This is a genomic window from Providencia sp. PROV048, from assembly GCF_033688165.1.
Taxonomy (GTDB): Bacteria; Pseudomonadota; Gammaproteobacteria; order Enterobacterales; family Enterobacteriaceae; genus Providencia; species Providencia hangzhouensis.
The window spans coordinates 1216529-1241825 of record NZ_CP096360.1 but is presented as its reverse complement, the minus strand read 5'-3'; the positions used below and the strand labels follow the sequence as shown (position 1 = coordinate 1241825).

Here is a 25297-nt window from a genome sequence, read left to right as displayed (position 1 = left end):
TTTAACTAAACACCGCTTCACCAAGGTTAATTCTTTTCTCTAATTTTAATTTAGTATTAGAGCCAGCACCAGTACAAGATCTTAATTCATCCATTTTAACTGTCATCAAATACTCAAAACGTTTAGCTACCTCTGATGGTGTTAAATTATCAACATTCTTAAAGATCCCCACTGCAACTACATCTAACAAATTAGTACTAAAAGCCCCTACGGGTTGTCCATCCTTTCTAAATTTAAATGCTTTCCCTGATAGTTCAGCAAGATTAATTAAATCAAATGTTCTTTTTATTTTTAATTCAAAATTAATATCTATTACATTATTTTCTGCAGCATAAAACATAAATTCATCTAAAAAATCAGATACTCCATGAACAAATTTATCTGAGTATGTCAAGGAAGCCATTATTCTTAATAATGCCTCCTCTACACCTTGAGATTTTTGACCTTCTTCATTAATTCCTAAAGCTTTCACTATATCTTGAATTTCAGCTAATGTTCTTAATCTATTAGCAAAATTTGATCCAACTAGTCTTGCCATGCAATTTCTAATTTCTTGGTCACTTAATCGTACTCCAGATCTATTCAACCTCTTAAAAACATTATATTTTGTTTCTGCTTTAGTTTCCTGCTCTAATATTACAATGTTAACCCTTGCATTTTTTATCGTTCTTGTAACTTTTTCAGGTAAGCTTTTAGCTTCCCAGCCTTCTAATTCAGTTACAATTGGAGTATCTTCTAAAACAGTTGGGTTTTTTATATCATTAATTGAATTAATTTTCTTAGCATTATCAATTAATTCCTTACTAAAAATTTCCTCAGAAAAAAACCTGATAATAGTACTGATGCGCTGTAATCCATCAATAACTTCTTGCTTCCCCTCTTTATCAATATAAAAAAATAAAGTTGGAGTAGGTATATTTAATAATAATGATTCAATAAATTGGCTTTGCCTTGAATTATCCCATCTAAAAAGTCTTTGATAGTCTGGTGAAATTGTTATTTCATTATCTCTATATAAATTTATTAGCTCTCTCCAAGTTGCCGTATATGAATCAGTTACTACCTCATCTCTTTTATCATCAATCTGATTAAGTAGATTACTTACATTGTTGTTCATTTTGTCACCTTTATTACTTTTTCAAAATATTTTTTATCTTTAATATAAATGGATGATCTGCTGTTAATCTGTCCCAATATTACTTTAACATTCTCTTCATATACTATTTCTTGTTTAGAGAACCCTATTCCTTTTGCCATTTCACAGTAAATGCTGTATAAAGGAATTTCTATTTCTTTATAATATGAATTCTGTATTACTAAATAGGCTGATTTCCCATTACTTAGTACTCTATATATTTCCAAAAGAGATTCATAGGCATCATGAAAATATCTTATTTTATTTTTAAGATAATAACTATTTGATGCTATTGAATAATGTTTAGAAACTCTAGATAAAACATCCAGACAAATATCACCCCATAATGGACTTATGTCATCTTGAATGGAAGGGACTGTTGTTGTCCCCATAGTCTGCTTTCTAACTAAGTCATATCCATCAATGCCAGATATAACCTCTAATTCAATTCTTGTTGAGACAGCATAGTCAATTCTAGTTAAGTAAGGAGGTGATGTTATAATTAAGTCAACTGAAGAATTACTAATAGGTAGCTTCTTACTGTCGGCATTAAATACTTTATAACTTGACATCCCATAATTATCAGAATAATTATCTTTTAACTCATGAATCATTTTCTCATAGTTATTTTTATATTCAATAACAAAATCTAATTGTACACTTTTTGACACGGATTTTTTAGAAATCCATGTAGGATTAGACCCAGTTTTTATCGTGAAATTCTTACGAATTGTCACAAAAAGAACACTACAAAAAAATGCTTTGATTGCATTAATATACTCTACATCTTTTTCATTACTAAAAATACCACAAATTATATCGTAGTATTTTTTTGACTGCTGAAATAATGATATATCACTATTTTCATATTTACTATAATGCGTAAAAGCATCTAAAATCTTGTTCAAATACTCTCTACAATCAAATTGTAGCTCTGTAATAATACTTTTACTCTTAGCGGCAGCGAAATAACTCATTACTGGATTAATATCAATACCAATACAATTTATCCCCAATTTTTGACAAACAATGCCAGTAGTTCCACTACCAATCCAAGGATCAAGCACTGTTGAACCGCATTCTAATTTTTCTACATGCAAGACAGATTTCACAAAAGACTCTGAATAACCTGCATAGTAAGGATGCCAAGAATGTAGCCCCTTACGTTCATTTTTGCCTCTCTTTGCACCAGAAATCATCGCTAAACCACTTTATCTAAAATTGACTATCTGAGCTAATATGCTCACTATCCTATAAAAATAACAATAAAAATTTTAGACATCTTCACTGTTATTGCTGAAGATGTCTATTGATTACTAAAAATTCACACTCACCACATTCCCTACCCCACACTCCAACTCATCAATATAGTCCGCATACCACTGGATCATCTCTCTTCTGTTTTCAAGGTACTGAGCATGGTTATACGTACCACGGATCGTATTCTTATCAACGTGAGCAAGTTGAAGCTCAATCCATGCCGTATTGAATCCCTTCTCATGCAAGATAGTGCTCATTGTGTGCCTAAAACCATGTCCGGTTGCTTTTCCATGATAACCAATACGTTTAAGGACCTGATTAACACTTGCTTCGCTCATTGGCTTAGTAATGTCATTTCTGCCGGGGAATACCAACTTATAGCGTCCTGTAATGGCTTGAACTTCACGTAATGCCGTGATGACTTGAGTCGATAATGGAACAAGATGTGGGCGGCGCATTTTCATTCTTTCTTTTGGGATCTCCCAAATACAGCGTTCGAAATCAAACTCACCCCATTCTGCTAAACGTAGCTCAATAGTTCTCACGCCTGTTAACATCAGAATTTTAGTTGCTAGCCGAGTGATTGGGCTACCTGAATAATGATTTAATGCATTAAGAAATGCAGGTAATTCATTAGCAAGCAAATGTGGATAGTGTTGTGCTTTGGGAGGTGTTAACGCGCTAGCGAGTTCAGAGGCGGGGTTGTATTCTGCTTTGCCTGTCACAATAGCGTATCTGAAGACTTGGTTACATGCTTGACGGATCTTACGTAACTTGTCTAGCACTCCCCTTTTTTCTAGTTTACGCAACGTACTGAGTACTTCTAGTGGCTTAATTTCAGCAATTGGCCTTTTACCTAGATCAGGAAAAATGTCATTTTCAAATGACTCCATCAGATCTTCAGCATAACCTTTAGACCAGTTTGGCTTTTTATACTCGTGCCATTCAAGGGTTACGGCTTGAAATGTATTATTAACCGCCGATTGGCGTTCTATCTTTTCAAGCTTTTTCTGTTCCGAAGGATCAATGTTGTTAGCTATTTGACGTTTTGCTTCATCTCTACGCTGCCTTGCATCAGCTAAAGAAATTTCAGGGTAAACACCAAGCGCTAATGTTTTTTGTTTTCCGTCAAATCGATATTGTAGCCGCCAGTATTTAGAGCCATTAGCATGCACGTAAAGGTGCATTCCTTCACCGTCAGTGAGTTTGTATCCTTTGTCGGCGGGCTTTGCCGTTCTTACCTTCACATCTGTTAGTGCCATATAGGAACTCCCATGAGTTTGTGTTGGTATAAGAATTCATTGAACCTGTATGTACCAACGCATATACCAACAAATATTACTTGATGTAGGTTGATATAGGTAGACGTCAGTTGAACGAAGAAAGGTTAAAAACAGCTAATTCACTGAATTTTAGACATAAAAAAAGACATCGGTTGATGTCCATTGACTTCGAAATGGTACGCCCTACAGGATTCGAACCTGTGACCTACGGCTTAGAAGGCCGTTGCTCTATCCAACTGAGCTAAGGGCGCATTGATAATGCAGGCAGCCTATCTGGCTGATGGCGTTGAATTATACGGTTGCTGAGCGCTGAGTCAATGGCTTTTCGCTACTAAAATAACTATATGCTCATTTTATGTAATAGTTTGAACTGACAAGGGCGCTAACTTCTGACAAAATAGAGCCATTACCGTGTCTCATATATGGATTAAGTTACAGATGTTAGCAAAAATTATTGATGGGAAAACGATTGCGCAGACAATTAGGCAGGAAGTTGCCCAAAAAGTACAATTACGTTTAGAACAGGGAAAACGTGCTCCCGGTCTTGCCGTTATTTTAGTCGGCGCTAACCCAGCTTCACAAATCTATGTCGGCAGCAAACGCCGTGCTTGTGAAGAAGTCGGTTTTATTTCACGTTCTTATGATTTACCAGATACAACGACAGAAGCTGAATTACTCAAGCTAATTGATGATTTAAACCAAGATCCTGAAATTGATGGAATTTTAGTTCAATTACCATTACCTGCGGGTATTGATAACGTCAAAGTCATTGAGCGCATTCATCCAGACAAAGACGTTGATGGTTTTCATCCCTATAATGTTGGTCGCTTGTGCCAACGTGCACCACGCCTTCGTCCATGCACTCCCAAAGGGATTGTTACTCTACTTGAGCGTTGCGGTATCAACACTTATGGTTTAAACGCCGTCATTATTGGCGCATCCAACATTGTTGGCCGTCCAATGAGCCTAGAGCTTCTACTAGCAGGTTGCACCACAACAGTAACGCATCGCTTTACCAAAGATTTAGAACACCATGTTCGCCATGCTGATTTAGTTGTCGTCGCTGTGGGGAAACCCAATTTTATTCCTGGTGAATGGATTAAACCTGGAGCGATTGTGGTCGATGTCGGTATTAATCGTTTAGAGAGCGGCAAAGTCACGGGGGATGTCGATTTTGACGAAGCCGCGAAAAACGCCGCTTGGATAACCCCAGTTCCTGGTGGTGTTGGCCCAATGACTGTTGCAACTTTAATTCAAAATACCCTTCAGGCATGTGAAGAGTACCACGATATTTAATGTAATTTTGGAGTTATCATGGATATATTCAATTTAGATGGCCATCCACACGTCGAACTGTGTGATTTGCTAAAAATTGAAGGCTGGGCTGAAAGCGGAGCAATGGCAAAAGCCATGATTGCAGATGGCTTAGTTGAAGTTGATGGTGTGGTCGAAACACGCAAACGCTGTAAAATTGTAGCGGGTAAAATCGTTTCAATGGGCAGCGAAAAAATCAAAGTTGTAGAATAGATACAATTAGGTAAGCTGAAAAATTTCAGCTTACCTCCTTTCTAGAATCAACAATGCACTCCCCCTCCCTTTTATTCAAAATATTCTGATTTATTACAAGACTGACAAAGCCATTTTGAAGTTCTAGGCGAATTTTTTCTTTAAATCATTTTTACTGTATTAAGTATTTAAGCAATCAAATATATTGAAAAATTAATTTATTGTTTTATATAAATAAAAAGCTTCAGCAACCACTTCAGCTTTAACTTAAAACAGATAAAAAACGCGAAAATCCCCCCTTATAAAAATTTAACTTAGATCTCATTTTTTGTATTTCACACCTTAACTGCATAGACAAGACTAAACGATTCAGCTAATCTTGTTAACGATAACATGACTAACAAATAATCAGGTCCGCTTGCAAGTCTTCTGGCTGATCCGTCTATGAATAATAATCAGGAGAAATTATGTTTAACTTACCAATAAGTGATATCCACCTTGCAGCTGCTGCATCTGATAAAAAAAATGCAATAGAACAAGTCGCTAAAGCATTAGAAAATGCTGGCTATGCAAGAAGCGGTTATGCGCAAGGGATGCTTAACCGAGAAACCCAAGCTCCTACCTTTTTAGGAAATGGCATCGCTATCCCACACGGGACAACAGAGACACGAGACCAAGTGTTGAAAACAGGTTTTGCTGTTTTCCAATTCCCTGATGGTATTGATTGGGGTGATAACCAAACTGCTTATATTGTTATTGGCATTGCCGCTCAATCAAACGAACATCTCGAATTACTTCGTCAATTAACCCATATAATCAGTGATGAACACACAGCGGATGCAATGGCCAAAGCAAACACTCCCAAAGCCTTAAAACAACTTCTAATGGGTGAACGCCAAACTCAACCAGTGAAACTTGATGACTCTATGGTCACGGTTAATGCCAGTGTTGATAATATAAACACATTAAAAATACAGAATATTATTAACCTACAAAACGCCCAAGCTGTTAGTACCGACTTTATTACCCAAGTTCTCACCCAAACACCTTCGTATTTAGGTCAAGGTATTTGGTTAAGTGATAGCCCTATTGGAAATATTCAGAATGCGATTGCGATAACGACCGTAAAAAAACCATTTAGCTTTCAAGGTAACCCAGTCAATGCCCTAATCACTCTCTCTTACGCTAATTATCAGATAGAAACTTTTTTACTTAAAATAAATAATTTATTGAAAAATAAAGAATTAAATCTAATTAACAACACTGATAACGTTAACAATCTAATTAATTTATTGCGTAGTGAAGATTCACACACGGAAAGTGAATCATCAAGTACATCCGGAATCACTCAGGACTTCACCGTTCTTAATCCACATGGGCTACATACGCGCCCGAGCACCCAGTTAGTCACCACCATTAAGCAGTTCGAAAGCACTATTACTGTGAGTAATCTTGATGGTACTGCGACTCCCGTAAATGGTCGCAGCTTAATGAAAATCGTCAGTTTAGGCGCTAAATGTGGGCACCGTTTACGAATTCACGCAGAAGGTACAGATGCACAAGAAGCTATCGTTACCATTGGCGAGGCAATTAACTCAGGACTTGGAGAAGAAATCGCATGAGCAGAAGAGTCGCAACTATCACGTTAAACCCCGCCTATGATTTAGTTGGGCTTTTACCTGATATTCATAGAGGTGATGTGAATTTAGTCAAAACGGCTGGGCTTCATGCCGCTGGAAAAGGCATAAATGTGGCCAAAGTACTTAAAAACTTAGGAATTGATGTCACTGTTGGTGGTTTTTTAGGTAAAGAAAACCAAGATGGTTTCCAAAAAGCGTTCAGCGAAACAGGAATTGCTAACCGCTTTCAGGTTGTTGAAGGCCGCACCCGTATCAATGTGAAACTGACAGAGCACACAGGCGAAGTTACCGATTTTAACTTCTCAGGCTTCAGTGTCACTAAAGCGGACTGGCAACGTTTCGTCACCGACTCACTTAGCTGGGCAGGTCAGTTTGATATGATTTGCGTCAGTGGGAGCTTGCCTCAAGGAGTTGATTTAAAAGACTTTACTCAATGGATGTTACGCCTTAGAGAACAGTGCATGTGTGTCATTTTTGATAGTAGCCGCGAAGCCTTTGTCGCTGGGCTCAAAGCTTCTCCTTGGTTAGTAAAACCTAATCATCGTGAACTTGAAATTTGGGCAGGCAAACCGCTCCCAACTCATCAAGATATCGTTGATGCCGCGAATCAACTTCGCCAACAAGGTATTGCGCATGTAGTAGTTTCTTTAGGCGAAAAAGGCGCTATGTGGGTCAATTCATCAGGTGCTTGGTTTGCTAAACCACCTGAATGTGACGTTATCAGCACCGTCGGCGCAGGGGACTCAATGGTAGGTGGGTTAATTTACGGGCTAATGATGAGGCAGACAAGTGAGCACACACTACGCTTAGCTACTGCCATTTCTGCACTTGCAGTCTCCCAACCCAATGTCGGTATCACAGACCGAGCGCAACTTGCACATATGATGACAAAGGTTGACTTACAACCGTTTACGGCTCAATGAGGATGAAAAACATGAAAATATTAATCGCTCCAAGCCACCAGCAAGGCCCTGCTATTTGCTGGCTAGCCATCGATGCCTTAAAGAATGTATCTGCCTTACAAAATATCACCTTCACTGAACAGCTTACTGATGCTGATATTGTGATTTGTTTTGACACTCAGTTGCCTGAAGATTTCAATTGTGCAGACAAAAAAATCTATTTCGGCCACCCCGATGTCGCTGTTAGGCAACCTGCTGAATTCCTGACATCAGCAATTAATGAAGCCACACTTTGTGAACAACAAATTGCCGAACCGCAGCACACAAAAACTTTCTCTATATTAGCCGTTACAGCTTGCCCTACAGGGGTTGCTCACACTTATATGTCCGCAGAAGCACTTGAAGCTGAAGCAAAAAAACGAGGCTGGAATATCAAAGTAGAAACCCGTGGTTCTGTAGGGGTTGGAAATGAAATTACACCAGAAGAAATTGCACAAGCTGATTTAGTCATTGTCGCTGCTGATATCGAAGTCAATGTGGATAAATTTGCGGGAAAGCCAATGTACCGCACCTCTACCAGTGCAGCATTGAAGAAAACAGCACAGGAATTAGATAGAGCGATAAAGGAGGCGAGTACATTTTCGCCACAAAATGGCAAAAACTCATCACAATCAAGCCAATCCAACGAAAAACGCGGAGTCTATAAGCACTTACTCACAGGTGTGTCTTATATGCTCCCGATGGTTGTGGCAGGAGGATTGTGTACTGCACTTTCATTTGCTTTTGGTTTAGATGCATCCAATGTAGAAGGCTCTCTGGCCTGGGCGCTTAGCCTAATTGGTGGGCAAACAGCCCTTGCATTAATGGTGCCTGTACTATCGGGTTATATCGCCTATTCCATTGCTGACAGAACAGGGCTAACCCCGGGTTTAGTCGGTGGGGTACTTGCAACCACCTTAGGCGCCGGTTTCTTAGGCGGGATCATTTCCGGTTTCCTTGCAGGTTATAGCGCTCACTTTATTAGCACCCGATTAAAATTGCCACAAACCATGGAAGCGTTAAAACCAATTTTAATCGTGCCACTCATTTCCACTTTATTTACGGGTTTAGCCATGATCTATGTGATTGGTCACCCTGTAGCGTGGTTGATGGACTGGTTAACCAACTGGCTAAATACCATGGGAACCACCAATGCAGTGATCTTAGGTGCAATATTGGGTGTCATGATGTGTACGGATATGGGAGGCCCGGTCAACAAAGCTGCTTACGCCTTTGGTGTCGGCCTATTAAGTTCACAAACCTACGCACCAATGGCAGCGATTATGGCTGCAGGTATGGTGCCGCCACTGGCAATGGGGATTGCCACATTAATAGCGAGACATAAATTTGTTCCCGCTGAACGCGAAGCGGGTAAAGCCTCTTTTGTTCTCGGTTTATGTTTTATTTCAGAAGGTGCAATCCCATTTGCCGCCAAAGACCCGATTCGTGTTCTTCCTGTTTGTATCATTGGTGGCGCGATAACTGGGGCGCTATCCATGTACTTTGGTATTCAGCTAATGGCACCTCACGGCGGTTTATTTGTGCTGTTAATACCCGGAGCTATTAATCATGTATTGATGTATTTATTCGCGATAGTAGCTGGCACGGTGGTTTCTGGTGTGCTTTATGCCATTGTCAAAAAAGCAACGCCCAAAGAAGCTCAACAAGAAATGGCAAGTATCGCTTAATCACCAGATTTAAGTTCCATTCCTAGTCCCTGTTGGTAGTCTTATTCCCCCCTTAACTGGGGGGCTTTTATTTCACACTAAAAATAAAAAACGGTTAGATATCAATACCTAACCGTTTAAATATGCAGGATTTTTTAAGTCCATCAGTACTCGAAATGATAACTTGGGGAGCATACAAAAGTATGTGACCCAAGTAGCCAAGTGATGGCAACACCACCACAGTATGAATATGACTCTTATTAATACGCTAAATAGTTCGTGTTGTGGCTAGGCGCCGAACGCGGATAACTTGGGGAGCATACAAAAGTATGTGACCCAAGTAGCCAAGTGATGGCAACACCGCCACAGTATGAATATGACTCTTATTAATACGCTAAATAGTTCGTGTTGTGGCTAGGCGCCGAACGCGGATAACTTGGGAAGCATACAAAAGTATGTGACCCAAGTAGCCAAGTGATGGCAACACCGCCACAGTATGAATATGACTCTTATTAATACGCTAAATAGTTCGTGTTGTGGCTAGGCGCCGAACGCGGATAACTTGGGGAGCATACAAAAGTATGTGACCCAAGTAGCCAAGTGATGGCAACACCGCCACAGTATGAATATGACTCTTATTAATACGCTAAATAGTTCGTGTTGTGGCTAGGCGCCGAACGCGGATAACTTGGGGAGCATACAAAAGTATGTGACCCAAGTAGCCAAGTGATGGCAACACCGCCACAGCACGAAATATGACGCGTATTATTTGCGACGCCACGTAGTACCAGTAGCCCCATCCTCAAGCACAACCCCCATAGCTGTCAGCTCATCACGAGCCGCATCCGCTTGCGCCCAATCTTTATTCTTACGTGCATCTAGACGTTGTTGAATTAATGCCTCGATTTTTGCCACTTCCGCATCATCTTCAGTTTGTGCGCCGCCTTTTAAAAAGACTTCAGGGTCTTGTTCTAATAAACCCAGTACGCTTGCTAACTCACGCAATTGTGCAGCCATACCATTTGCTGCTGACATATCTTCTGATTTCAAACGATTAACTTCACGAACTATATCAAATAATACCGAATAGGCTTCAGGTGTATTAAAGTCATCATTCATCGCTTCAATGAAACGTGCTTTAAATTCATCACCACCAGCAGGTACGGCTGACTTATCTGTACCACGTAGTGCCGTATACATGCGCTCAAGTGCTGAACGTGCCTGCTTCAAATTTTCTTCCGTGTAGTTTAATTGGCTGCGGTAATGACCTGATAACAGAAAGTAACGCACTGTTTCTGCATCGTAATACTCAAGTACGTCACGAATAGTGAAGAAATTATTGAGAGATTTAGACATTTTCTCTCTATCAACCATGACCATACCGGAGTGCATCCAGTAATTCACATAAGGGCCATCATGAGCACAGGTAGATTGTGCAATTTCATTTTCATGGTGTGGGAACATTAAATCAGAGCCGCCACCATGAATATCAAAATGGTTGCCTAACGTTTTGCTGTTCATTGCCGAACATTCAATGTGCCAGCCTGGGCGGCCTAAACCCCATGGGGATTCCCAACTTGGTTCGCCTTCTTTAGACATTTTCCACAAGACGAAATCCATTGGATTACGTTTTACATCAGCGACCTCGACGCGAGCACCTGCTTGCAACTGCTCTAAATCTTGGCGAGATAACAGACCATAATTTGGGTCGGTTTTGACTTCAAACATCACATCGCCATTCGCAGCGACATAAGCATGACCACGCTCAATCAAGCTTTGGGTTAATTCAATGATTTCACCAATATGACGCGTTGCTCGTGGTTCGCTATCAGGGCGTAAAATATTTAAGGCATCGAAATCTTTGTGCATTTCAGCCAACATACGCGTTGTTAGCGCTTCGACGCTTTCATTATTTTCTGCTGCACGTTTAATGATTTTATCGTCAATATCGGTGACGTTGCGTACATAATTTAAGTCGTAACCCAAATAACGTAAATAGCGGCTAATTGCATCAAATGCCACAAATGTACGGCCATGGCCGATATGACACAAGTCGTAGATAGTGATGCCACACACATACATCCCAATCTTCCCTGCGTGGATGGGCTTAAACTCTTCTTTTTGACGACTTAGCGTATTAAAAATTTGTAGCATCTGAACTTTTCCATTTATTTGAAAAATGATTATCGATTTCTACCGATAAAATATCATGTTATTGAACCCCGATCACCTTAAGAATGCAAGGGTTTACCCGCTTCCTTTTCAGTTTATTGATTAGGTTTAATACACATCTATTATGCTATAAACGGCCGACTACGCTTCCTTCCGCTTCAAGTCAGGTTTTATCTGTGATATAAACGTCCTGATCTCAACGCTTTCGCAAGTTAGCGCACAAAAAACAATTATTCAGGATAGCTATTATGGTTACATTTCATACCAATCACGGTGACATTGTTATCAAAACGTTTGACGATAAAGCCCCCGTTACAGTCGAAAACTTTTTAACTTACTGCCGTGAAGGTTTTTACAATAATACCATTTTCCATCGTGTTATTAATGGTTTCATGATCCAAGGCGGTGGTTTTGAGCCAGGAATGGAACAAAAAAACACTAAAGCGCCTATTAAAAACGAAGCAAACAACGGTTTAAAAAATACCCGTGGTACTTTGGCAATGGCTCGTACTAACGACCCTCATTCAGCAACAGCACAATTCTTTATCAACGTTGTTGACAACGACTTCTTGAACTTCCGTTCAGAGCGTCCAGATGGCTGGGGCTACTGTGTATTTGCTGAAGTCGTTGAAGGCATGGATGTTGTTGACAAAATCAAAGGTGTTTCAACTGGCCGCAGCGGCTTCCACCAAGACGTTCCACGCGAAGACGTCATCATTGAAAAAGTGACTGTCAGCGAGTAAACCTGAACGCATGTCCACTTACATCATTGCAGATTTGCATTTGAGTGAAGATGAACCGGCGATCACCGCCGGTTTTATTAATTTTATTCAACAGCAAGCCATCCATGCCGAAAGCCTATATATTCTCGGTGATTTTTTTAATTATTGGGTGGGCGATGATGATGACAATCCGCTACATCAACAAGTTGCCAACGAACTCAAACTACTCACTGACCGTGGAATTCCCTGCTATTTCATTCATGGAAATCGGGATTTTTTAATTGGTCAACGCTATGCGAAACAGTGTGGCATGACCATACTCCCACAGGAAACATTGCTCGAACTTTACGGCAAGCGCATTTTAATTCTGCATGGTGATACATTATGCATTGACGATGCTGCCTATCAAAATTACCGTAAAAAAGTTCATACCCCTTGGGTTCAACGGCTGTTTTTGTTACTCCCTCTTTTTGTGCGTCGCCGTATCGCGCAAAAAATGCGCCAAAATAGCCAGTATGCAAGCAGCATGAAAGCCGAGTCGATTATGGACGTCAATTCACAAGCCGTTATTGATGCATTACAAAGGCACCAAGCGCAATGGATGATCCATGGTCATACTCACCGCCCTGCTATTCATGAAGTAAATATTGGAGGTAAGTTGCATTATCGGGGTGTATTAGGTGCTTGGCACTATGAAGGTTCCGCCTTTGTAATTAACGAGCAAGGCATTGAACTGATTTTCTTTCCTTTCAAGTAATTTTGCCTAACGAACCATTTTTGATATATCGCCACAACTGTTTGCTCACTTATTGATCACGCAAACGTTTTCCTTGCTGCTTTACCATGATATGATCGAGACAATTCAATTTCCCACCTCAGGGTGATGTTTTTTTTCAATACAGGAAAGCACCAAATGACTGCCCAAATTCCTGCTCAATCTGCGGCAAAAATTGCCATTGTTATGGGTTCGAAAAGTGATTGGACGACAATGCAGCTCGCAGCTGATGTATTAACAGAACTCCAAATCCCTTTTCACGTCGAAATCGTCTCTGCACATCGCACCCCGGATAAATTATTTTCCTTTGCTGAAAATGCAAAAAAAAATGGGTTTGATGTGATTATTGCAGGTGCTGGTGGTGCTGCTCACTTACCAGGAATGATCGCCGCTAAAACATTAGTTCCTGTTTTTGGTGTTCCTGTACAAAGCGCTGCATTAAGTGGTGTTGACAGCCTATATTCTATCGTGCAAATGCCTAAAGGTATCCCTGTAGGCACACTAGCCATCGGCAAAGCAGGTGCCGCAAATGCAGCACTTTTAGCCGCTCAAGTATTAGCAATAAGTGATACTGCTATTTTCAACCGCCTCTCAGCGTGGCGAGAAGTCCAAACCAATGATGTGCTGAACAACCCAGACCCGAGGGAAGCATAATGAAACCCGTTTGTGTGCTTGGTAATGGCCAACTCGGCCGCATGCTGCGTCAAGCGGGTGAGCCATTAGGCATTGCTGTTTTTCCTGTAGGGCTTGATGCAGAACCTGAAGCGGTTCCTTATCAGCAAAGCGTCATCACCGCTGAAATTGAACGTTGGCCAGAAACCCCGCTAACAAAAGAATTAGCTCGCCATAATGCCTTTATTAACCGTGATATTTTTCCACGTTTAGCTGATAGGTTTCCACAAAAAAGCTTATTTGATAGCTTACAACTTTCTACTGCACCTTGGGCATTATTAGAATCCCCTGAACAATGGCCTGAGCTGTTTGCCACACTCGGTGAGTTTCTCATTGTAAAACGCAGAACTGGTGGCTATGACGGGCGAGGTCAATGGCGTGTTCGCCCTGGTGATGAAAAAGACCTGCCTGCTGAAATTTATGGTGAATGCATCGTTGAACAAGGTATCCCTTTTGACGCGGAAGTGTCTGTCATTGGTGCCCGAAATGCAGCGGGGGAATCCGTTTTTTACCCGATCACCCATAATTTACACCAAGAAGGCATTTTGCGTACCAGTGTGGCCTTCCCTAAGTCAACTAATCCGCAACAAGAACAAGCTCAAGCTATGCTCAGCGCAGTGATGGATGAACTTGGTTATATCGGTGTGATGGCAATGGAATGCTTTGTCGTGGGCAATAACTTGCTGATTAACGAAATTGCGCCTCGAGTACATAATAGCGGCCATTGGACACAAAATGGCGCATCCATTAGCCAGTTTGAATTACATCTACGTGCTATTTTAAACCTGCCAATGCCATCTCCAGAGGTATATAGCCCTGCCGTGATGGTCAATTTAATCGGCACTGATGTAAATATAGACTGGCTGAGCTTACCCCTCGTTCACCTTCACTGGTATGAAAAAGAGGTACACCCTGCCCGAAAAGTGGGTCATTTAAACCTTTCCCATCGTGACTGCCACCAATTATCTGCCACACTGGCGGCTTTGATCCCACTTTTGCCAAATGAGTACAAAAGTGGCATTGAGTGGGCAAATGCAAAATTAGACTGGTACTCTCATCAATAAATAGGGAAAATAGCCCGATTCGATGCCCGAAACTATTTTCGGGCATTATGCTATTTTCGCCGTCATCCAGAAAACAAATATCCTGATTTAAGGTGTGCGGCATTACTGGAGTCAATATGTCCTCGCAGACTTTTAGTCCGTTTTATCAGTGGTGCATTCTTATTCTGTTAGGGCTGGTTTATTTTTTAGCCACCGCGACAACCTTTACCTCTCTTGGCGTGGTTTTACCTGAGATGATTAGTGAGCTCAAATGGAGCTGGAGTGAGGCTGGTTTTGGTTTTACGCTACTGGGTTTAACTTGCGGGCTAGCGAGTTTTCTCCCGTCTCTGTTAATCCGCAAAGTGGGTGTACGAGCCACTTTATTGCTAGGCACCAGTATCTTTGTTGCTGGCTTTTATAGCCTTTATTCCACACAAGCCATCAGCACCTATTTTTTAGGTACTGCATTGATTGGTATTGGTTTCACCTTACTCGCTACGGTCCCGGGGACTTATGTACTTTCGCGGCTATTTGAAAAACAATCCCTTGCCTTTGGGTTATATTTCACCATCGGGGGCTTGGGTGGAGTTGCAGGCCCTTGGATTTACTTTTACGCATCAAACCAATTAGGCTCATGGCGCATGCATTGGGTTCTATGTGCCGTTTATCTTAGCATTGTCACGTTAATCACGATTTTTATGCTGCGAGAAGGTAAAAAAGAGCAAGAGCACGCAAAAAAGGTAATGCAAAAACAAGTTAGTGACGCAAGTAAACCTATTTATCGCACTGCAGAAGTATGGACGGTCGGCAGAGCACTGCGTACATGGCAGTTCTACTTGATTGCTGCGACTTATACCTCGTTTTTATGGTGTGGTATCACCGTTAACAGTTTTGCTGTCGCCCATATTGAAGAGCGCGGCTTTGGCATGACAGTGGCGGTTTCGTTATTAAGCACAATGGCATTTGTGAATGCATTCTCAAGGTTTATTGGTGGAGCCGCAGGCGAATGGTTAGAACCGAAGAAACTATTAATCGGTAGCCTAATTATCATGGTATTAGGTGTCATTTTCCTCAGTATTGCCACCTCATGGCTTTGGCTTATTTTATTTGTGTTATGCGTTGGTATTGGCTACGGCATGACCTTTTTGGCATCAAGTGTTTTACTGTCAAATTATTTCGGCCGAGGCCCATACTTAGAACTATTCTCTGTCGTAAATTTAATTTCAACGGTTGCCTGCTTAGCACCTTTTATTGCGGGTGCAATAAAAGATTTCACAGGAAGTTTCACCCCTGCTTTTTTGGTTATCGCGGCTCCCGTTGTGGTTATTTTATTCATTACTTTGATGATGAAGCCCCCAGCCCTCAATCACAAATAAAAAATCCCGAGTGATTAGCTCGGGAAAATTAAAACCAAAGGGAAAACAAGCTTAAGACCAGATATTGGATCAAAACATACTGCTTATTTGCGCCACCGAAAAAATTAAATGGTGGCGCAAAATCAATTACGGTTTTAACAACTCAGGGACGTTTAATAAGATAAACTCATTATCATCCGCTTTATTTGGCTCACGGCTAGATGAAAACGGATAGTTATTGTCATTACCAACAATAATGTGTTCACTATCAACCACATCCACGTTTTCAATAGTGAAGAATGGGAAAGTAAACACTCCGTCATTAAGCGGTTTTCTTGCCATATTGTTCGGGTCTTTGATATTCATTAAATCAATATAAGCCTGCTTATCTACTGGTTTGCCTATATTGTTATCTGAAAATTCAATACGATAAACACGCTTGAATTTAGCTAAATTACTAAAGCAATTTTCAGTATTACTGCTTCCCGCCGTGCAGGCTTTATCTGCTGTACCTTCACCATTATCACGCTCAATGATTAGGCCGTGGGTATCATCGATTAAGTTAAAGTCACCAATGGCATTCTGATTGTCTTCAAAGACATACAACCAGCTTCTGCCTGTCCAATTTTGTTTTTTTACATCAAACTCAAGAATACGTGCTGCGCGTTTGCCATCAACACTTTCATAATCTTGTTTGTCATCAAGCCAAATTGCCCCTTCTAGCATTGGGTAGAGCTTAGAACCGTCTGGCGATGACGCCATACCTTCAAAACCTTTTGAACGGTTGACTTGGAAATTCACTTTATCTGCGGGTTTACCCGGTGTTGTGATTTGGTAGTGATCAGGAGAAACGACTTTCTTTCCATCTACTTGTGTCTCAAATAAAGCTAATACTTTGCCATCCAAATCCATTTTGATTAGGTAAGGGCCGAACTCATCGCCAACCCATAGGGCATCCCCTGCAAATTGAAAACTTTCAGGGTCAAAATCACTGCCTGTTAAATAGCGTTCTTTTGTGCTCTCATTCGTAATATGAAAAGGGATAATTTTATCGGGGTCATGGAAGAAAACCGTTTTTAATGGCGTTGTATTACCTGACTGAAAATCAATATCATATTGAGTGACATACAACATCGAATCAGGAGAATTGGCTTTGTTGCCGAATCCATTATCAGTTAAAACCCAGTAAGTGCCATCCGCCATACGTTTAATACCCGAGTGCCCTTGACGTGGCTGGCCTTTGATTGGAATATGCATTCCTGTTGGGCGATCCGCGGATTTACCCTCCACTTTCCCCAAACTATCGACACGAGCGCCAGTGGTAAATTTACCGCTCACTTGCATGTCTGAAGGTGCATCTTCGGGGGAAGAAACCATGGAATTAACAGGAAGAATGGAGTGACCCGCTAACGTTGCTGGCACTTCTTGTTGTGCAAACCCGGTGATGCTAAATGAAATTAAACCAGCTAATAAAGATAACGAGCCCAGTTTACGTTTAATCGAATGGTTATTCTGCATTGTTATGTTTCCATTTTAAGGTCATCAATAATTGATGCGGGAATCATAACCATAATGAATGACATTTTTGTGATGAATTTGAGACAGTTATTTTACTGAAAAATCGATTGTTTTTAGAATATTCAATAAATAGTGGTATTAAGGTATTTCCCTAATACCACCATATTCTAAATAACTCGAGTTGCATGTAGATCAACCTATCTGAGCGCAATCAATGCCCATGCAACTCGAAGTATGACGAGTATTTAACTATTAGGTAAACGACGGTGCTGACTCCCCGTCCCTAATAAACGCAGTCCTAACCAACTACCACAAATAGACAATAGAATTGCCGCGCACAAAGGCAATAATACCCACATACGCCATTCTGGCTGCCAAGGGAAGTCAAACACTTTACTTTGCAACAGCCACAATGCAATTTCTGCTCCAAAAGCTGCGGCAAGCCCGGCCATTAAGCCAAGTAATGCAAATTCGCTCCATAGCGTTCTACGCATTAATTTTTTGCTAGCGCCTAATGTTCGATATACCACAAGCTCCCGCTCTCGCTGGCTCATACCCACTTGAATTTGAGCCAATAGTAGCAATAACCCACAAAAAATAACCAGTACCACCATAACTTCAAGAGCTTGGCTAACTTGCTGAAGAATTTGCTGAATTTGGGTAATAATTGCGCCAGTATCGAGCACATTAATGGTCGGGTAATGACGGCTAAGTTGCGTCAATAGCTGCCCATCACCGTCATAGTGGAAGCTGCTCAGCCAGGTGGCCGGCATTTGAGAAAGACTTTCTTCAGAGAAAATAAAATAGAAGTTCGGTCGCAGGCTCTCCCAATCAACCGTACGAATACTACTGACTGTTGCACTAAAGACCTGAGCCCCTGCGTTAAATGTTAGTTTATCGCCTAATTTCAATCCGAGCTCTTTGACAACCGTTTGTTCGATCGAAACTTCTCCCGCTTTCGGTGGCCATGTCCCTTCGTCAACCACATTAGCTGGCGCTAAATCAGATTGCCAAGTTAAGCTCAATTCACGTCGTACCGTATTATTATTTGGATCACGTTGATCTGCCCATTCAATCGCTGACTGGTCATTAATATCGGTTAAGCGCGCTAACACCACAGGGTTGAACTCTGTTGGCTTGACATCAAACTCAGCCAATAACTTGGTAACAGGTTCAAGCTGTGACTGGTTCATATTAATTAAGAAATAGTTCGGGCTATCTGCGGGTAACTGTTGCTGCCAGCGATCAAGCAAATCACCACGTACTAAAATTAGCAGCGCCAATAACATAAATGATAGCGAAAATGCACTCATTTGTGTGATGGTTTGTAACGGCTGGCGCAATAGGCGACTAACGGATAAACGCAAACTTAATTGGCGAAACTTAATATGACGTAGCCCCCATAAGCCTACCCAACCAATCAGCGCAAGTAGAATGGCCACCACGACAATACCCGCTAAAATTGACCATAACAGAGGGTTTACGCCAGCAAAAATAAATAACCCACCAACCACAATTAAAATAACAATTGGCAGATAATAATACAGCGGCCAAACGGGTGATTTGGCATCTTCACGTAATACCCTTGAAGGCTGGGTTGCCATCAGTTGGTAATAAGGGCGACTGCCAACAATAATAGCAATAATGAATAATGTACCGATTGCCCAAACCCAAGGCATTAAACTCGCAGGTGGCAATTCCTTCGGCAACATAGCCCCTAAGATTTGCATTAAAATGCCTTCAAAAGCCAAACCTAATAATGAGCCGAGTAAAGCTGCGGCAATTAAAATGACTAACCACTGCCCAATAATCCACTGACGTAATGCGCTACGCCCTGCTCCTAGAGTTTTTAATACTGCGATTAGTTGATGACGGCTGCGGCAATAATGCGTCATTGAAACCACGACCGCAGCAATGGCTAGCAACAGTGTTAATAACACTGATAGCAATAAAAATTGTTGAGCACGTTGAAACGTTTTCCCTACTGCGCCGTTATCTTCGCTTAATGTATACCAACGTTGATCATTTCGCAGATCTTGCTCATATTTTTGTTGAAATGCATCAATCAGCTGACGATCACCGGCAAACATGTCGCGATACGTTAATCGGCTGCCTACTTGAATAGCCCCCGTTAGTGGCGCATCTTCAATCGCTATTAATACTCTTGGAGCAATCTGGAACGGGTTAAATCCGCTGTCGGGCTCTTGGATTAATTTACCCGAGACTTTTAGCGTTGCATCTCCGATATCAATGTTATCCCCTACATTGAGGTTCAATAATTCTAATAGCCGCGGAGCGACTAATATCTCCCCTTTTGTCGGGATTAACCCAGCAGGTTCAGTGATAAGCTCACCATATAATGGATATGCCTTATCCGCTGCTTTCACTAACACCAGTTGTGGCCGAGCGTCTTCATCTTCTGTCGCATAAGCCATAGTAGAAAATGATATTTGTTGGCTTAACGTTAAACCCTCTTTTTGGGCCTCTTGTAACCATGCAGGGTCGCTTGGATGAGAAGATCGTAAAACTAAGTCACCCGCTAATAGCTCACGGCTTTGGTAACTCATGCTATTTTCAATGCGATCGCTAATTCGCCCTAAAGCTAGTACACAAGCAACAGCAAGGGTGAGTGCAAGCCAAACAATCAGTAACGAGGGAGTTTTCCATTCACGCCAAAACCAACGCCAAATCATGCTTCTTCCCTCAATTGCCCATCGACCAAGCGCAAACGGCGTTGGCAACGCGCAGCCAGCTCGTTATCGTGAGTCACTAAAATAAGGGTCGTCCCGTGCTGTTTATTCATATCAAACAGTAAATCTGCAATTTTATCCCCTGTGTGGCGATCGAGATTTCCCGTTGGTTCATCAGCAAATAAAATCTGTGGGCGGCCATTAAAGGCACGAGCAAGTGCAACACGCTGTTGCTCCCCCCCTGACAACTGTGGTGGCATATGTTTTAGGCGATCTTTTAAGCCTAAATCCGTCAGTAAACTCGCCGCGTGTTGGTAGCTTTCAGACTCAGATTCGCCACGTAACAAAGAAGGAAGTTGTACATTTTCAATGGCATTTAAGGTTGGGATCAACATAAAGGATTGGAACACAAAACCGACACTTTGTGCCCGTAAGCGTGCCCGCTGCTCTTCGTCCATTTTAGTAAGGTCTTGACCTAATAAATTAACCGTTCCACTGGAGCCGTCATCCAACCCCGCAATAATCCCTAGCAAGGTTGATTTCCCCGAACCTGACTCCCCAATTAAAGCAATTGTTTGCCCGGACTCGACAATTAGCTCAACACCTTGCAATATAGTCAGTTCATGTTCACCTTGACCAACACGTTTAATGAGATGATGAACTTCAAGAATATTATTCGCCGACATATATTGGTATTTCTCCTGTTACTGACTGCAAGTGGGCACGCACTTGCGTCAACTAAGCTATTAATCTTAGGTGATAGCCTAAGTGCAGGCTACCGTTTACCGGCTGAGCAGGCTTGGGCCTCCTTGCTTGCCGAACGTTGGCAGAAACTTTCCCCACCCGTTGCTATTGTTAACGGTAGTATTAGTGGGAATACCTCTGCACAGGGGTTAGAACGCCTTTCCGTTTTACTCGAACAAAACAAACCTAACTGGGTATTGATCGAATTAGGTGCAAATGATGGCTTACAAGGTCTCCCAGTTGAACAACTCGAAGCTAATTTACAGCAAATTATCGATCAAATCGTGCAATCCGGTGCGAAGCCGCTCTTAATGCAAATTCGCATTCCACCTAACTATGGAAAACGTTATACGACAAGTTTCGAAAAAGTCTATCCGAAATTGGCGCAAAGTAATCAAATTCCATTACTGCCGTTTTATATGGAAACCGTGATAACTAAGCCTGAATGGATACAACAAGATGGTATTCACCCTACCGTTGAAGCCCAGCCATCCATTGCTGATTTTATGGAAAAACAGCTTTTCGAACATATTTTACCGTCTAGCAAATAAAACAGACGTTAAACAAGGGTACTAAAACGCTCTTTTATACCCGAAATAGATTCAGTTGCATGAAACCAAGGTAAAGTTATGCAAACATCGGCACGAAACAAAAAATCAGTCCTGGTCACAGGTGCATCAAGCGGTATTGGCTTTTGTGCTGCACAGACACTTCGGCAGCGTGGCTACCATGTTATTGTTGCCTGCCGTAAAGAAAGCGATATTTTACGCCTAAAAGAGCTAGGTTATGACACTGTCTCCCTTGACCTCGATAATAAGGATAGCATAGAAACCGCGGCTCAAACGGTGTTAACACTCTGTAATCACCGCCTTTTCGGATTATTCAACAACGCTGGTTTTGGGGTGTATGGCCCATTAAATAGCGTCAGCCGCGAACAACTTGAAGCCCAGTTTTCCACTAACTTTTTTGGTGTTCACCAGTTAACGTTTTTGCTATTACCTGCAATGCTAGCGCACCATGAAGGGCGAATTATCCAAACTAGTTCAGTGATGGGGGTTATTTCAACTCCCGGACGTGGCGCTTATGCTGCCAGCAAATACGCATTGGAAGCCTGGTCCGATGCACTACGCTTAGAATTGGCAGGAACAGGGGTGAAAGTGAGTTTGATTGAACCGGGCCCGATTCATACGGCTTTTACTCAAAATGTTGAACAAACACAAAAAGATAAACCCGTTAAAAACCCAGGTATTGCTTCACGTTTCACCTTAACACCAGAACATGTGGTAGAAAAACTGATCCATGCGTTAGAAAGCCCGCGCCCTAAAGTTCGCTATTCTGTCACGTTATTAACCGTCGCAGTGCGTATCTTAAAACGTATTTTACCTGACAAAATAATGGATAAAATACTGGCAAATCAGGGGAAAAAAGCTTGAAAAAAGCAAAATCAGCCCCACTTTATTACTATTGCTCACAAATTCTATTGATAACAAATTCAAAAGAGACTTCTTATGTTTGCTAACGCTCAGATAATTGATATTAACGAAACCAACCTACACCAATTCATTGAACAATCAATGAACTTACCTGTCATGTTTTACTTTTGGTCACCGCGTAGCCCTCATTGCCAAGATTTCGGTACCATGTTGGAAAAAATTGCCAACGACTACGCAGGGTTATTTATTTTAGCTAAAGTTAATTGTGATGAAGAACAAATGATCGCAAGCCAGTTTGGCTTAAAAGCGATCCCTACTGTGTATGTATTACAAAATGGCCGCCCTGTTGATGGCTTTGAAGGACCACAACCAGAAGAGGTGGTGTTGGAAATTTTATCTCGCGTGCTGCCAAGCCCAGAAGAAATGAAAGCAGCACAAGCTGCTGAATTAATTGCAGAAGGTAAAACACAAGAAGCGCTGCCATTGTTAAAAGAAGCGCATCAGTTGAACCCCCAAAATAGCGACATCACGTTATTATTGGCAGAAACACAAATCGGTTTAAATCTCGTTGATGACGCACAAGCTACTTTAGAAGCTGTCCCATTACAGGATAAAGACAGTCGTTACCAAGGTTTAATCGCACAAATTGAATTATTGAAGCAAGCTGCGGACACCCCTGAAATTCAGCAATTACAAGATGAATTCAATCAAGATCCACAAAATACAACATTAGCGGTTCAATTAGCCCTAAAACTGCATGAGGTGAACCGCAACGAAGAAGCGCTGGAAATGTTATTCGGCTTTTTACGTACCGACTTGGGTGCGGGTGACGGCGCAGTAAGAAAAACCATGATGGATATTATGTCGGCAATGGGAACCGGTGATGCAATTGCCAGTAAATACCGTCGCCAAGTATATTCATTACTTTACTAATTAAGAGTTAAATATGGACTTGTTCGCCTTTGGTGCAATACCGATTATCATTTTTGTCGCTGTCGTTATTGTTTTTACCTGTGTTAAAACAGTACCGCAAGGCTTTCAATGGACCGTTGAGCGCTTCGGTCGCTATACCCGTACGTTGCAACCCGGCTTACATATTATTGTGCCATTTATGGACAAAATTGGCCGTCGCATCAATATGATGGAACAAGTCCTTGATATCCCATCTCAAGAAGTTATTTCTCGCGATAATGCCAATGTCACTATTGATGCTGTCTGCTTTATCCAAGTCGTTGACCCAGTACGTGCAGCCTATGAGGTTAGCAACCTTGAGCTTTCGGTACTGAATTTAACTATGACGAATATTCGTACCGTATTAGGTTCCATGGAACTAGACGAAATGTTGTCCCAGCGTGATTCCATTAATAGCCGCTTGTTGCACGTGGTGGATGAAGCAACCAACCCTTGGGGGGTCAAAATTACCCGTATCGAAATTCGTGATGTGAAGCCACCAAAAGAATTGATTAGTGCGATGAATGCGCAGATGAAGGCTGAACGTACTAAACGTGCCGATATTCTTGAGGCCGAGGGGATACGCCAAGCGGCAATTTTAAAAGCTGAAGGTGAAAAGCAGTCACAAATTCTCAAAGCCGAAGGGGAACGTCAATCGGCATTTTTACAAGCCGAAGCGCGTGAAAGAGCCGCGGAAGCGGAAGCAAAAGCGACACAAATGGTATCTGAAGCTATCGCCGCTGGTGATATGCAGGCTATTAATTACTTTGTGGCGCAAAAATACACCGATGCACTGACCAGTATTGGTTCTGCCGAAAACAGCAAAGTCATCATGATGCCATTAGAAGCCAGTAATTTAATGGGCGCAATTGGTGGGATTACTGAGCTAATCGGAGAAAGCAAGAAAACCAGTGCCATGAAAAAGCAGGTAAAAGAATGATAGAGCTTATCAGTGCTCAACCCGCATGGTTTTGGCTGTGCCTTGGTGGGCTATTGCTGATTGGTGAACTTCTTGGTACCGCAGGCTATCTTTTATGGTCGGGTATTGCTGCGGTGCTTGTTGGGGTTATCACTTGGGTACTGCCATTTATCGGTTGGGAGTGGCAAGGGATTTTATTTGCCATTTTTACCGTTGTCTCCGCTGTGTTATGGCGCAACTGGTTGAGGAATAGGCAAAAAAATAAGGCAGATAACGTCAACCAAATTAGCCATCAACTCATCGGCGTTAAAGGCCGTTTGTTGTCAGATACTGAAGAAGGTTTTAGCCGTGTACGCCTTGCAGATGGCAGTTGGCGTGTCTATAGCGACACGCCATTAAGTGCCAATACAGAAGTGGTGGTCATCGCAGTAGACGGCATCACCTTGCAGGTTAAGCCTTCGCATGATGACAACACCCACGTGCCAAGTGATCAATAATTGGGCAATCTGCACCATCATCCCCAGGGCATACGTCCACGAGCTCTTGTAATGTATCTCTAATGGCAGACAATTTAACGATTGTCTGCTCTATTTCATTTATCTTAGCTATCGTTGTCGTCTTTACATCAGCACTATGTCTGGTTGGATCACGAAATAAACCTAATAGCTCACCACATTCATCCAAGGTAAAACCCACATCTTTTGCCTGTTTAAGCAATACGAGTTCGTTTAAATGACGCTCCTGATAATAACGGTAGCTATTTTCCCCTCTTTCAGGCGGTGTAATTAGCCCTTTGTCTTCATAAAAACGAATAGCTTTTGCAGTTAGGCCCGTTTTTTTGGCAATTTCACTAATATTCATAATTCCTCTT

At 41.7% G+C, this 25297-nt stretch carries 23 protein-coding genes and 1 tRNA gene; 15 read left to right on the top strand and 9 right to left on the bottom strand.

Annotated features, from left to right (window positions below; all coding sequences use genetic code 11):
- Position 1: 1 nt before the first annotated feature.
- From M1F26_RS05245 to M1F26_RS05230, 4 genes are all read right to left on the bottom strand, one after another.
- The gene (locus M1F26_RS05245; RefSeq protein WP_140171180.1) at positions 2-1117 is read right to left on the bottom strand and encodes a DUF262 domain-containing protein; all 1116 of its coding nucleotides are present in this window, start codon (positions 1115-1117) and stop codon (positions 2-4) included.
- Positions 1114-2334 carry a DNA methyltransferase gene (locus M1F26_RS05240; protein WP_140171182.1) on the bottom strand — a complete coding sequence of 407 codons (1221 nt, stop codon included), beginning with the start codon at positions 2332-2334 and terminating at the stop codon, positions 1114-1116. The genes M1F26_RS05245 and M1F26_RS05240 overlap by 4 nt, the downstream gene beginning before the upstream one ends.
- 117 nt (positions 2335-2451) lie before the next feature.
- A complete protein-coding gene (locus M1F26_RS05235; RefSeq protein ID WP_200129245.1) occupies positions 2452-3657 on the bottom strand; it encodes a tyrosine-type recombinase/integrase in 1206 nt (401 codons plus the stop codon).
- A 195-nt stretch (positions 3658-3852) separates the two neighbouring features.
- Positions 3853-3929, bottom strand: a tRNA-Arg gene (locus M1F26_RS05230).
- 187 nt (positions 3930-4116) lie between these two features.
- On the opposite strand from M1F26_RS05230, the gene folD reads away from it, so the two are divergent.
- The 5 genes from folD to fruA all read left to right on the top strand — a co-directional run bounded on the left by folD (position 4117) and on the right by fruA (position 9453).
- Positions 4117-4974 (top strand): bifunctional methylenetetrahydrofolate dehydrogenase/methenyltetrahydrofolate cyclohydrolase FolD, encoded by an 858-nt coding sequence (folD, locus tag M1F26_RS05225; protein WP_102139361.1) that lies wholly within the window; start codon positions 4117-4119, stop codon positions 4972-4974.
- Positions 4975-4992: 18 nt separating this feature from the next.
- A complete protein-coding gene (gene ybcJ, locus M1F26_RS05220; RefSeq protein ID WP_094960990.1) occupies positions 4993-5205 on the top strand; it encodes a ribosome-associated protein YbcJ in 213 nt (70 codons plus the stop codon).
- Between the two features lie 446 nt (positions 5206-5651).
- Entirely contained in the window at positions 5652-6806 is a 1155-nt protein-coding gene (fruB, locus tag M1F26_RS05215) for a fused PTS fructose transporter subunit IIA/HPr protein (protein ID WP_140171186.1), read from the top strand.
- Positions 6803-7747, top strand: coding sequence for a 1-phosphofructokinase (gene fruK, locus M1F26_RS05210; RefSeq protein WP_140171188.1), 945 nt, complete (start codon positions 6803-6805; stop codon positions 7745-7747). The genes fruB and fruK overlap by 4 nt, the downstream gene beginning before the upstream one ends.
- A gap of 11 nt (positions 7748-7758) precedes the next feature.
- On the top strand, positions 7759-9453 hold the full coding sequence (gene fruA, locus M1F26_RS05205; protein WP_140171190.1) for a PTS fructose transporter subunit IIBC: 1695 nt from the start codon (positions 7759-7761) through the stop codon (positions 9451-9453).
- 744 nt (positions 9454-10197) lie between these two features.
- Here the strand turns inward: fruA and cysS are convergent.
- Positions 10198-11586, bottom strand: a complete 1389-nt coding sequence (cysS, locus tag M1F26_RS05200) for a cysteine--tRNA ligase (RefSeq protein ID WP_140171192.1) — start codon at positions 11584-11586, stop codon at positions 10198-10200.
- Positions 11587-11852: 266 nt separating this feature from the next.
- On the opposite strand from cysS, the gene ppiB reads away from it, so the two are divergent.
- The 5 genes from ppiB (at position 11853) to M1F26_RS05175 (ending at position 16192) form a co-directional block, all read left to right on the top strand.
- Entirely contained in the window at positions 11853-12347 is a 495-nt protein-coding gene (ppiB, locus tag M1F26_RS05195) for a peptidylprolyl isomerase B (RefSeq protein ID WP_004260260.1), read from the top strand.
- Positions 12348-12357: 10 nt separating this feature from the next.
- A complete protein-coding gene (gene lpxH, locus M1F26_RS05190; protein WP_140171194.1) occupies positions 12358-13083 on the top strand; it encodes a UDP-2,3-diacylglucosamine diphosphatase in 726 nt (241 codons plus the stop codon).
- Between the two features lie 156 nt (positions 13084-13239).
- A complete protein-coding gene (gene purE, locus M1F26_RS05185; RefSeq protein WP_140171196.1) occupies positions 13240-13755 on the top strand; it encodes a 5-(carboxyamino)imidazole ribonucleotide mutase in 516 nt (171 codons plus the stop codon).
- Positions 13755-14837, top strand: coding sequence for a 5-(carboxyamino)imidazole ribonucleotide synthase (gene purK, locus M1F26_RS05180; RefSeq protein ID WP_140171198.1), 1083 nt, complete (start codon positions 13755-13757; stop codon positions 14835-14837). The genes purE and purK overlap by 1 nt, the downstream gene beginning before the upstream one ends.
- A gap of 116 nt (positions 14838-14953) precedes the next feature.
- The gene (locus M1F26_RS05175; RefSeq protein WP_140171200.1) at positions 14954-16192 is read left to right on the top strand and encodes a CynX/NimT family MFS transporter; all 1239 of its coding nucleotides are present in this window, start codon (positions 14954-14956) and stop codon (positions 16190-16192) included.
- A 126-nt stretch (positions 16193-16318) separates the two neighbouring features.
- On the opposite strand, the gene M1F26_RS05170 is transcribed toward M1F26_RS05175, so the two are convergent.
- From M1F26_RS05170 to ybbA, 3 genes are all read right to left on the bottom strand, one after another.
- Entirely contained in the window at positions 16319-17689 is a 1371-nt protein-coding gene (locus tag M1F26_RS05170; protein WP_140171201.1) for an esterase-like activity of phytase family protein, read from the bottom strand.
- Between the two features lie 245 nt (positions 17690-17934).
- Positions 17935-20382: a putative ABC transporter permease subunit YbbP gene (gene ybbP, locus M1F26_RS05165; RefSeq protein ID WP_215954393.1), complete on the bottom strand. Its 2448-nt coding sequence runs from the start codon at positions 20380-20382 to the stop codon at positions 17935-17937.
- A complete protein-coding gene (gene ybbA / locus M1F26_RS05160; RefSeq protein WP_004260298.1) occupies positions 20379-21065 on the bottom strand; it encodes a putative ABC transporter ATP-binding protein YbbA in 687 nt (228 codons plus the stop codon). The genes ybbP and ybbA overlap by 4 nt, the downstream gene beginning before the upstream one ends.
- On the opposite strand from ybbA, the gene tesA reads away from it, so the two are divergent.
- From tesA to M1F26_RS05135, 5 genes are all read left to right on the top strand, one after another.
- Positions 21033-21674 carry a multifunctional acyl-CoA thioesterase I/protease I/lysophospholipase L1 gene (gene tesA / locus M1F26_RS05155; protein ID WP_036958279.1) on the top strand — a complete coding sequence of 214 codons (642 nt, stop codon included), beginning with the start codon at positions 21033-21035 and terminating at the stop codon, positions 21672-21674. The genes ybbA and tesA overlap by 33 nt on opposite strands.
- Before the next feature lie 78 nt (positions 21675-21752).
- On the top strand, positions 21753-22556 hold the full coding sequence (locus tag M1F26_RS05150; RefSeq protein WP_140171205.1) for an SDR family oxidoreductase: 804 nt from the start codon (positions 21753-21755) through the stop codon (positions 22554-22556).
- A gap of 75 nt (positions 22557-22631) precedes the next feature.
- Positions 22632-23489: a co-chaperone YbbN gene (locus tag M1F26_RS05145; RefSeq protein WP_140171207.1), complete on the top strand. Its 858-nt coding sequence runs from the start codon at positions 22632-22634 to the stop codon at positions 23487-23489.
- 13 nt (positions 23490-23502) lie between these two features.
- The gene (locus tag M1F26_RS05140) at positions 23503-24447 is read left to right on the top strand and encodes an SPFH domain-containing protein (protein WP_004260315.1); all 945 of its coding nucleotides are present in this window, start codon (positions 23503-23505) and stop codon (positions 24445-24447) included.
- A complete protein-coding gene (locus M1F26_RS05135) occupies positions 24444-24923 on the top strand; it encodes an NfeD family protein (RefSeq protein ID WP_140171209.1) in 480 nt (159 codons plus the stop codon). The genes M1F26_RS05140 and M1F26_RS05135 overlap by 4 nt, the downstream gene beginning before the upstream one ends.
- On the opposite strand, the gene cueR is transcribed toward M1F26_RS05135, so the two are convergent.
- The gene (gene cueR / locus M1F26_RS05130; RefSeq protein ID WP_096863259.1) at positions 24877-25287 is read right to left on the bottom strand and encodes a Cu(I)-responsive transcriptional regulator; all 411 of its coding nucleotides are present in this window, start codon (positions 25285-25287) and stop codon (positions 24877-24879) included. The two genes, M1F26_RS05135 and cueR, sit on opposite strands and share 47 nt — an antisense overlap.
- Positions 25288-25297: the final 10 nt, after the last annotated feature.

Excerpts from the sequence above, each read along its gene's own strand:
- M1F26_RS05135 (WP_140171209.1), top strand. The coding sequence starts at position 24,444 with ATGATAGAGCTTATCAGTGCTCAACCCGCATGGTTTTGGCTGTGCCTT.
- M1F26_RS05150 (WP_140171205.1), top strand. The coding sequence starts at position 21,753 with ATGCAAACATCGGCACGAAACAAAAAATCAGTCCTGGTCACAGGTGCA.
- ppiB (WP_004260260.1), top strand. The coding sequence starts at position 11,853 with ATGGTTACATTTCATACCAATCACGGTGACATTGTTATCAAAACGTTT.
- lpxH (WP_140171194.1), top strand. The coding sequence starts at position 12,358 with ATGTCCACTTACATCATTGCAGATTTGCATTTGAGTGAAGATGAACCG.
- M1F26_RS05235 (WP_200129245.1), bottom strand. The coding sequence starts at position 3,657 with ATGGCACTAACAGATGTGAAGGTAAGAACGGCAAAGCCCGCCGACAAA.
- ybcJ (WP_094960990.1), top strand. The coding sequence starts at position 4,993 with ATGGATATATTCAATTTAGATGGCCATCCACACGTCGAACTGTGTGAT.
- fruA (WP_140171190.1), top strand. The coding sequence starts at position 7,759 with ATGAAAATATTAATCGCTCCAAGCCACCAGCAAGGCCCTGCTATTTGC.
- tesA (WP_036958279.1), top strand. The coding sequence starts at position 21,033 with ATGATGAACTTCAAGAATATTATTCGCCGACATATATTGGTATTTCTC.
- purK (WP_140171198.1), top strand. The coding sequence starts at position 13,755 with ATGAAACCCGTTTGTGTGCTTGGTAATGGCCAACTCGGCCGCATGCTG.
- purE (WP_140171196.1), top strand. The coding sequence starts at position 13,240 with ATGACTGCCCAAATTCCTGCTCAATCTGCGGCAAAAATTGCCATTGTT.
- M1F26_RS05170 (WP_140171201.1), bottom strand. The coding sequence starts at position 17,689 with ATGCAGAATAACCATTCGATTAAACGTAAACTGGGCTCGTTATCTTTA.
- M1F26_RS05175 (WP_140171200.1), top strand. The coding sequence starts at position 14,954 with ATGTCCTCGCAGACTTTTAGTCCGTTTTATCAGTGGTGCATTCTTATT.
- M1F26_RS05140 (WP_004260315.1), top strand. The coding sequence starts at position 23,503 with ATGGACTTGTTCGCCTTTGGTGCAATACCGATTATCATTTTTGTCGCT.
- M1F26_RS05145 (WP_140171207.1), top strand. The coding sequence starts at position 22,632 with ATGTTTGCTAACGCTCAGATAATTGATATTAACGAAACCAACCTACAC.
- fruK (WP_140171188.1), top strand. The coding sequence starts at position 6,803 with ATGAGCAGAAGAGTCGCAACTATCACGTTAAACCCCGCCTATGATTTA.
- M1F26_RS05245 (WP_140171180.1), bottom strand. The coding sequence starts at position 1,117 with ATGAACAACAATGTAAGTAATCTACTTAATCAGATTGATGATAAAAGA.
- ybbP (WP_215954393.1), bottom strand. The coding sequence starts at position 20,382 with ATGATTTGGCGTTGGTTTTGGCGTGAATGGAAAACTCCCTCGTTACTG.
- folD (WP_102139361.1), top strand. The coding sequence starts at position 4,117 with ATGTTAGCAAAAATTATTGATGGGAAAACGATTGCGCAGACAATTAGG.
- cueR (WP_096863259.1), bottom strand. The coding sequence starts at position 25,287 with ATGAATATTAGTGAAATTGCCAAAAAAACGGGCCTAACTGCAAAAGCT.
- cysS (WP_140171192.1), bottom strand. The coding sequence starts at position 11,586 with ATGCTACAAATTTTTAATACGCTAAGTCGTCAAAAAGAAGAGTTTAAG.
- fruB (WP_140171186.1), top strand. The coding sequence starts at position 5,652 with ATGTTTAACTTACCAATAAGTGATATCCACCTTGCAGCTGCTGCATCT.
- M1F26_RS05240 (WP_140171182.1), bottom strand. The coding sequence starts at position 2,334 with ATGATTTCTGGTGCAAAGAGAGGCAAAAATGAACGTAAGGGGCTACAT.
- ybbA (WP_004260298.1), bottom strand. The coding sequence starts at position 21,065 with ATGTCGGCGAATAATATTCTTGAAGTTCATCATCTCATTAAACGTGTT.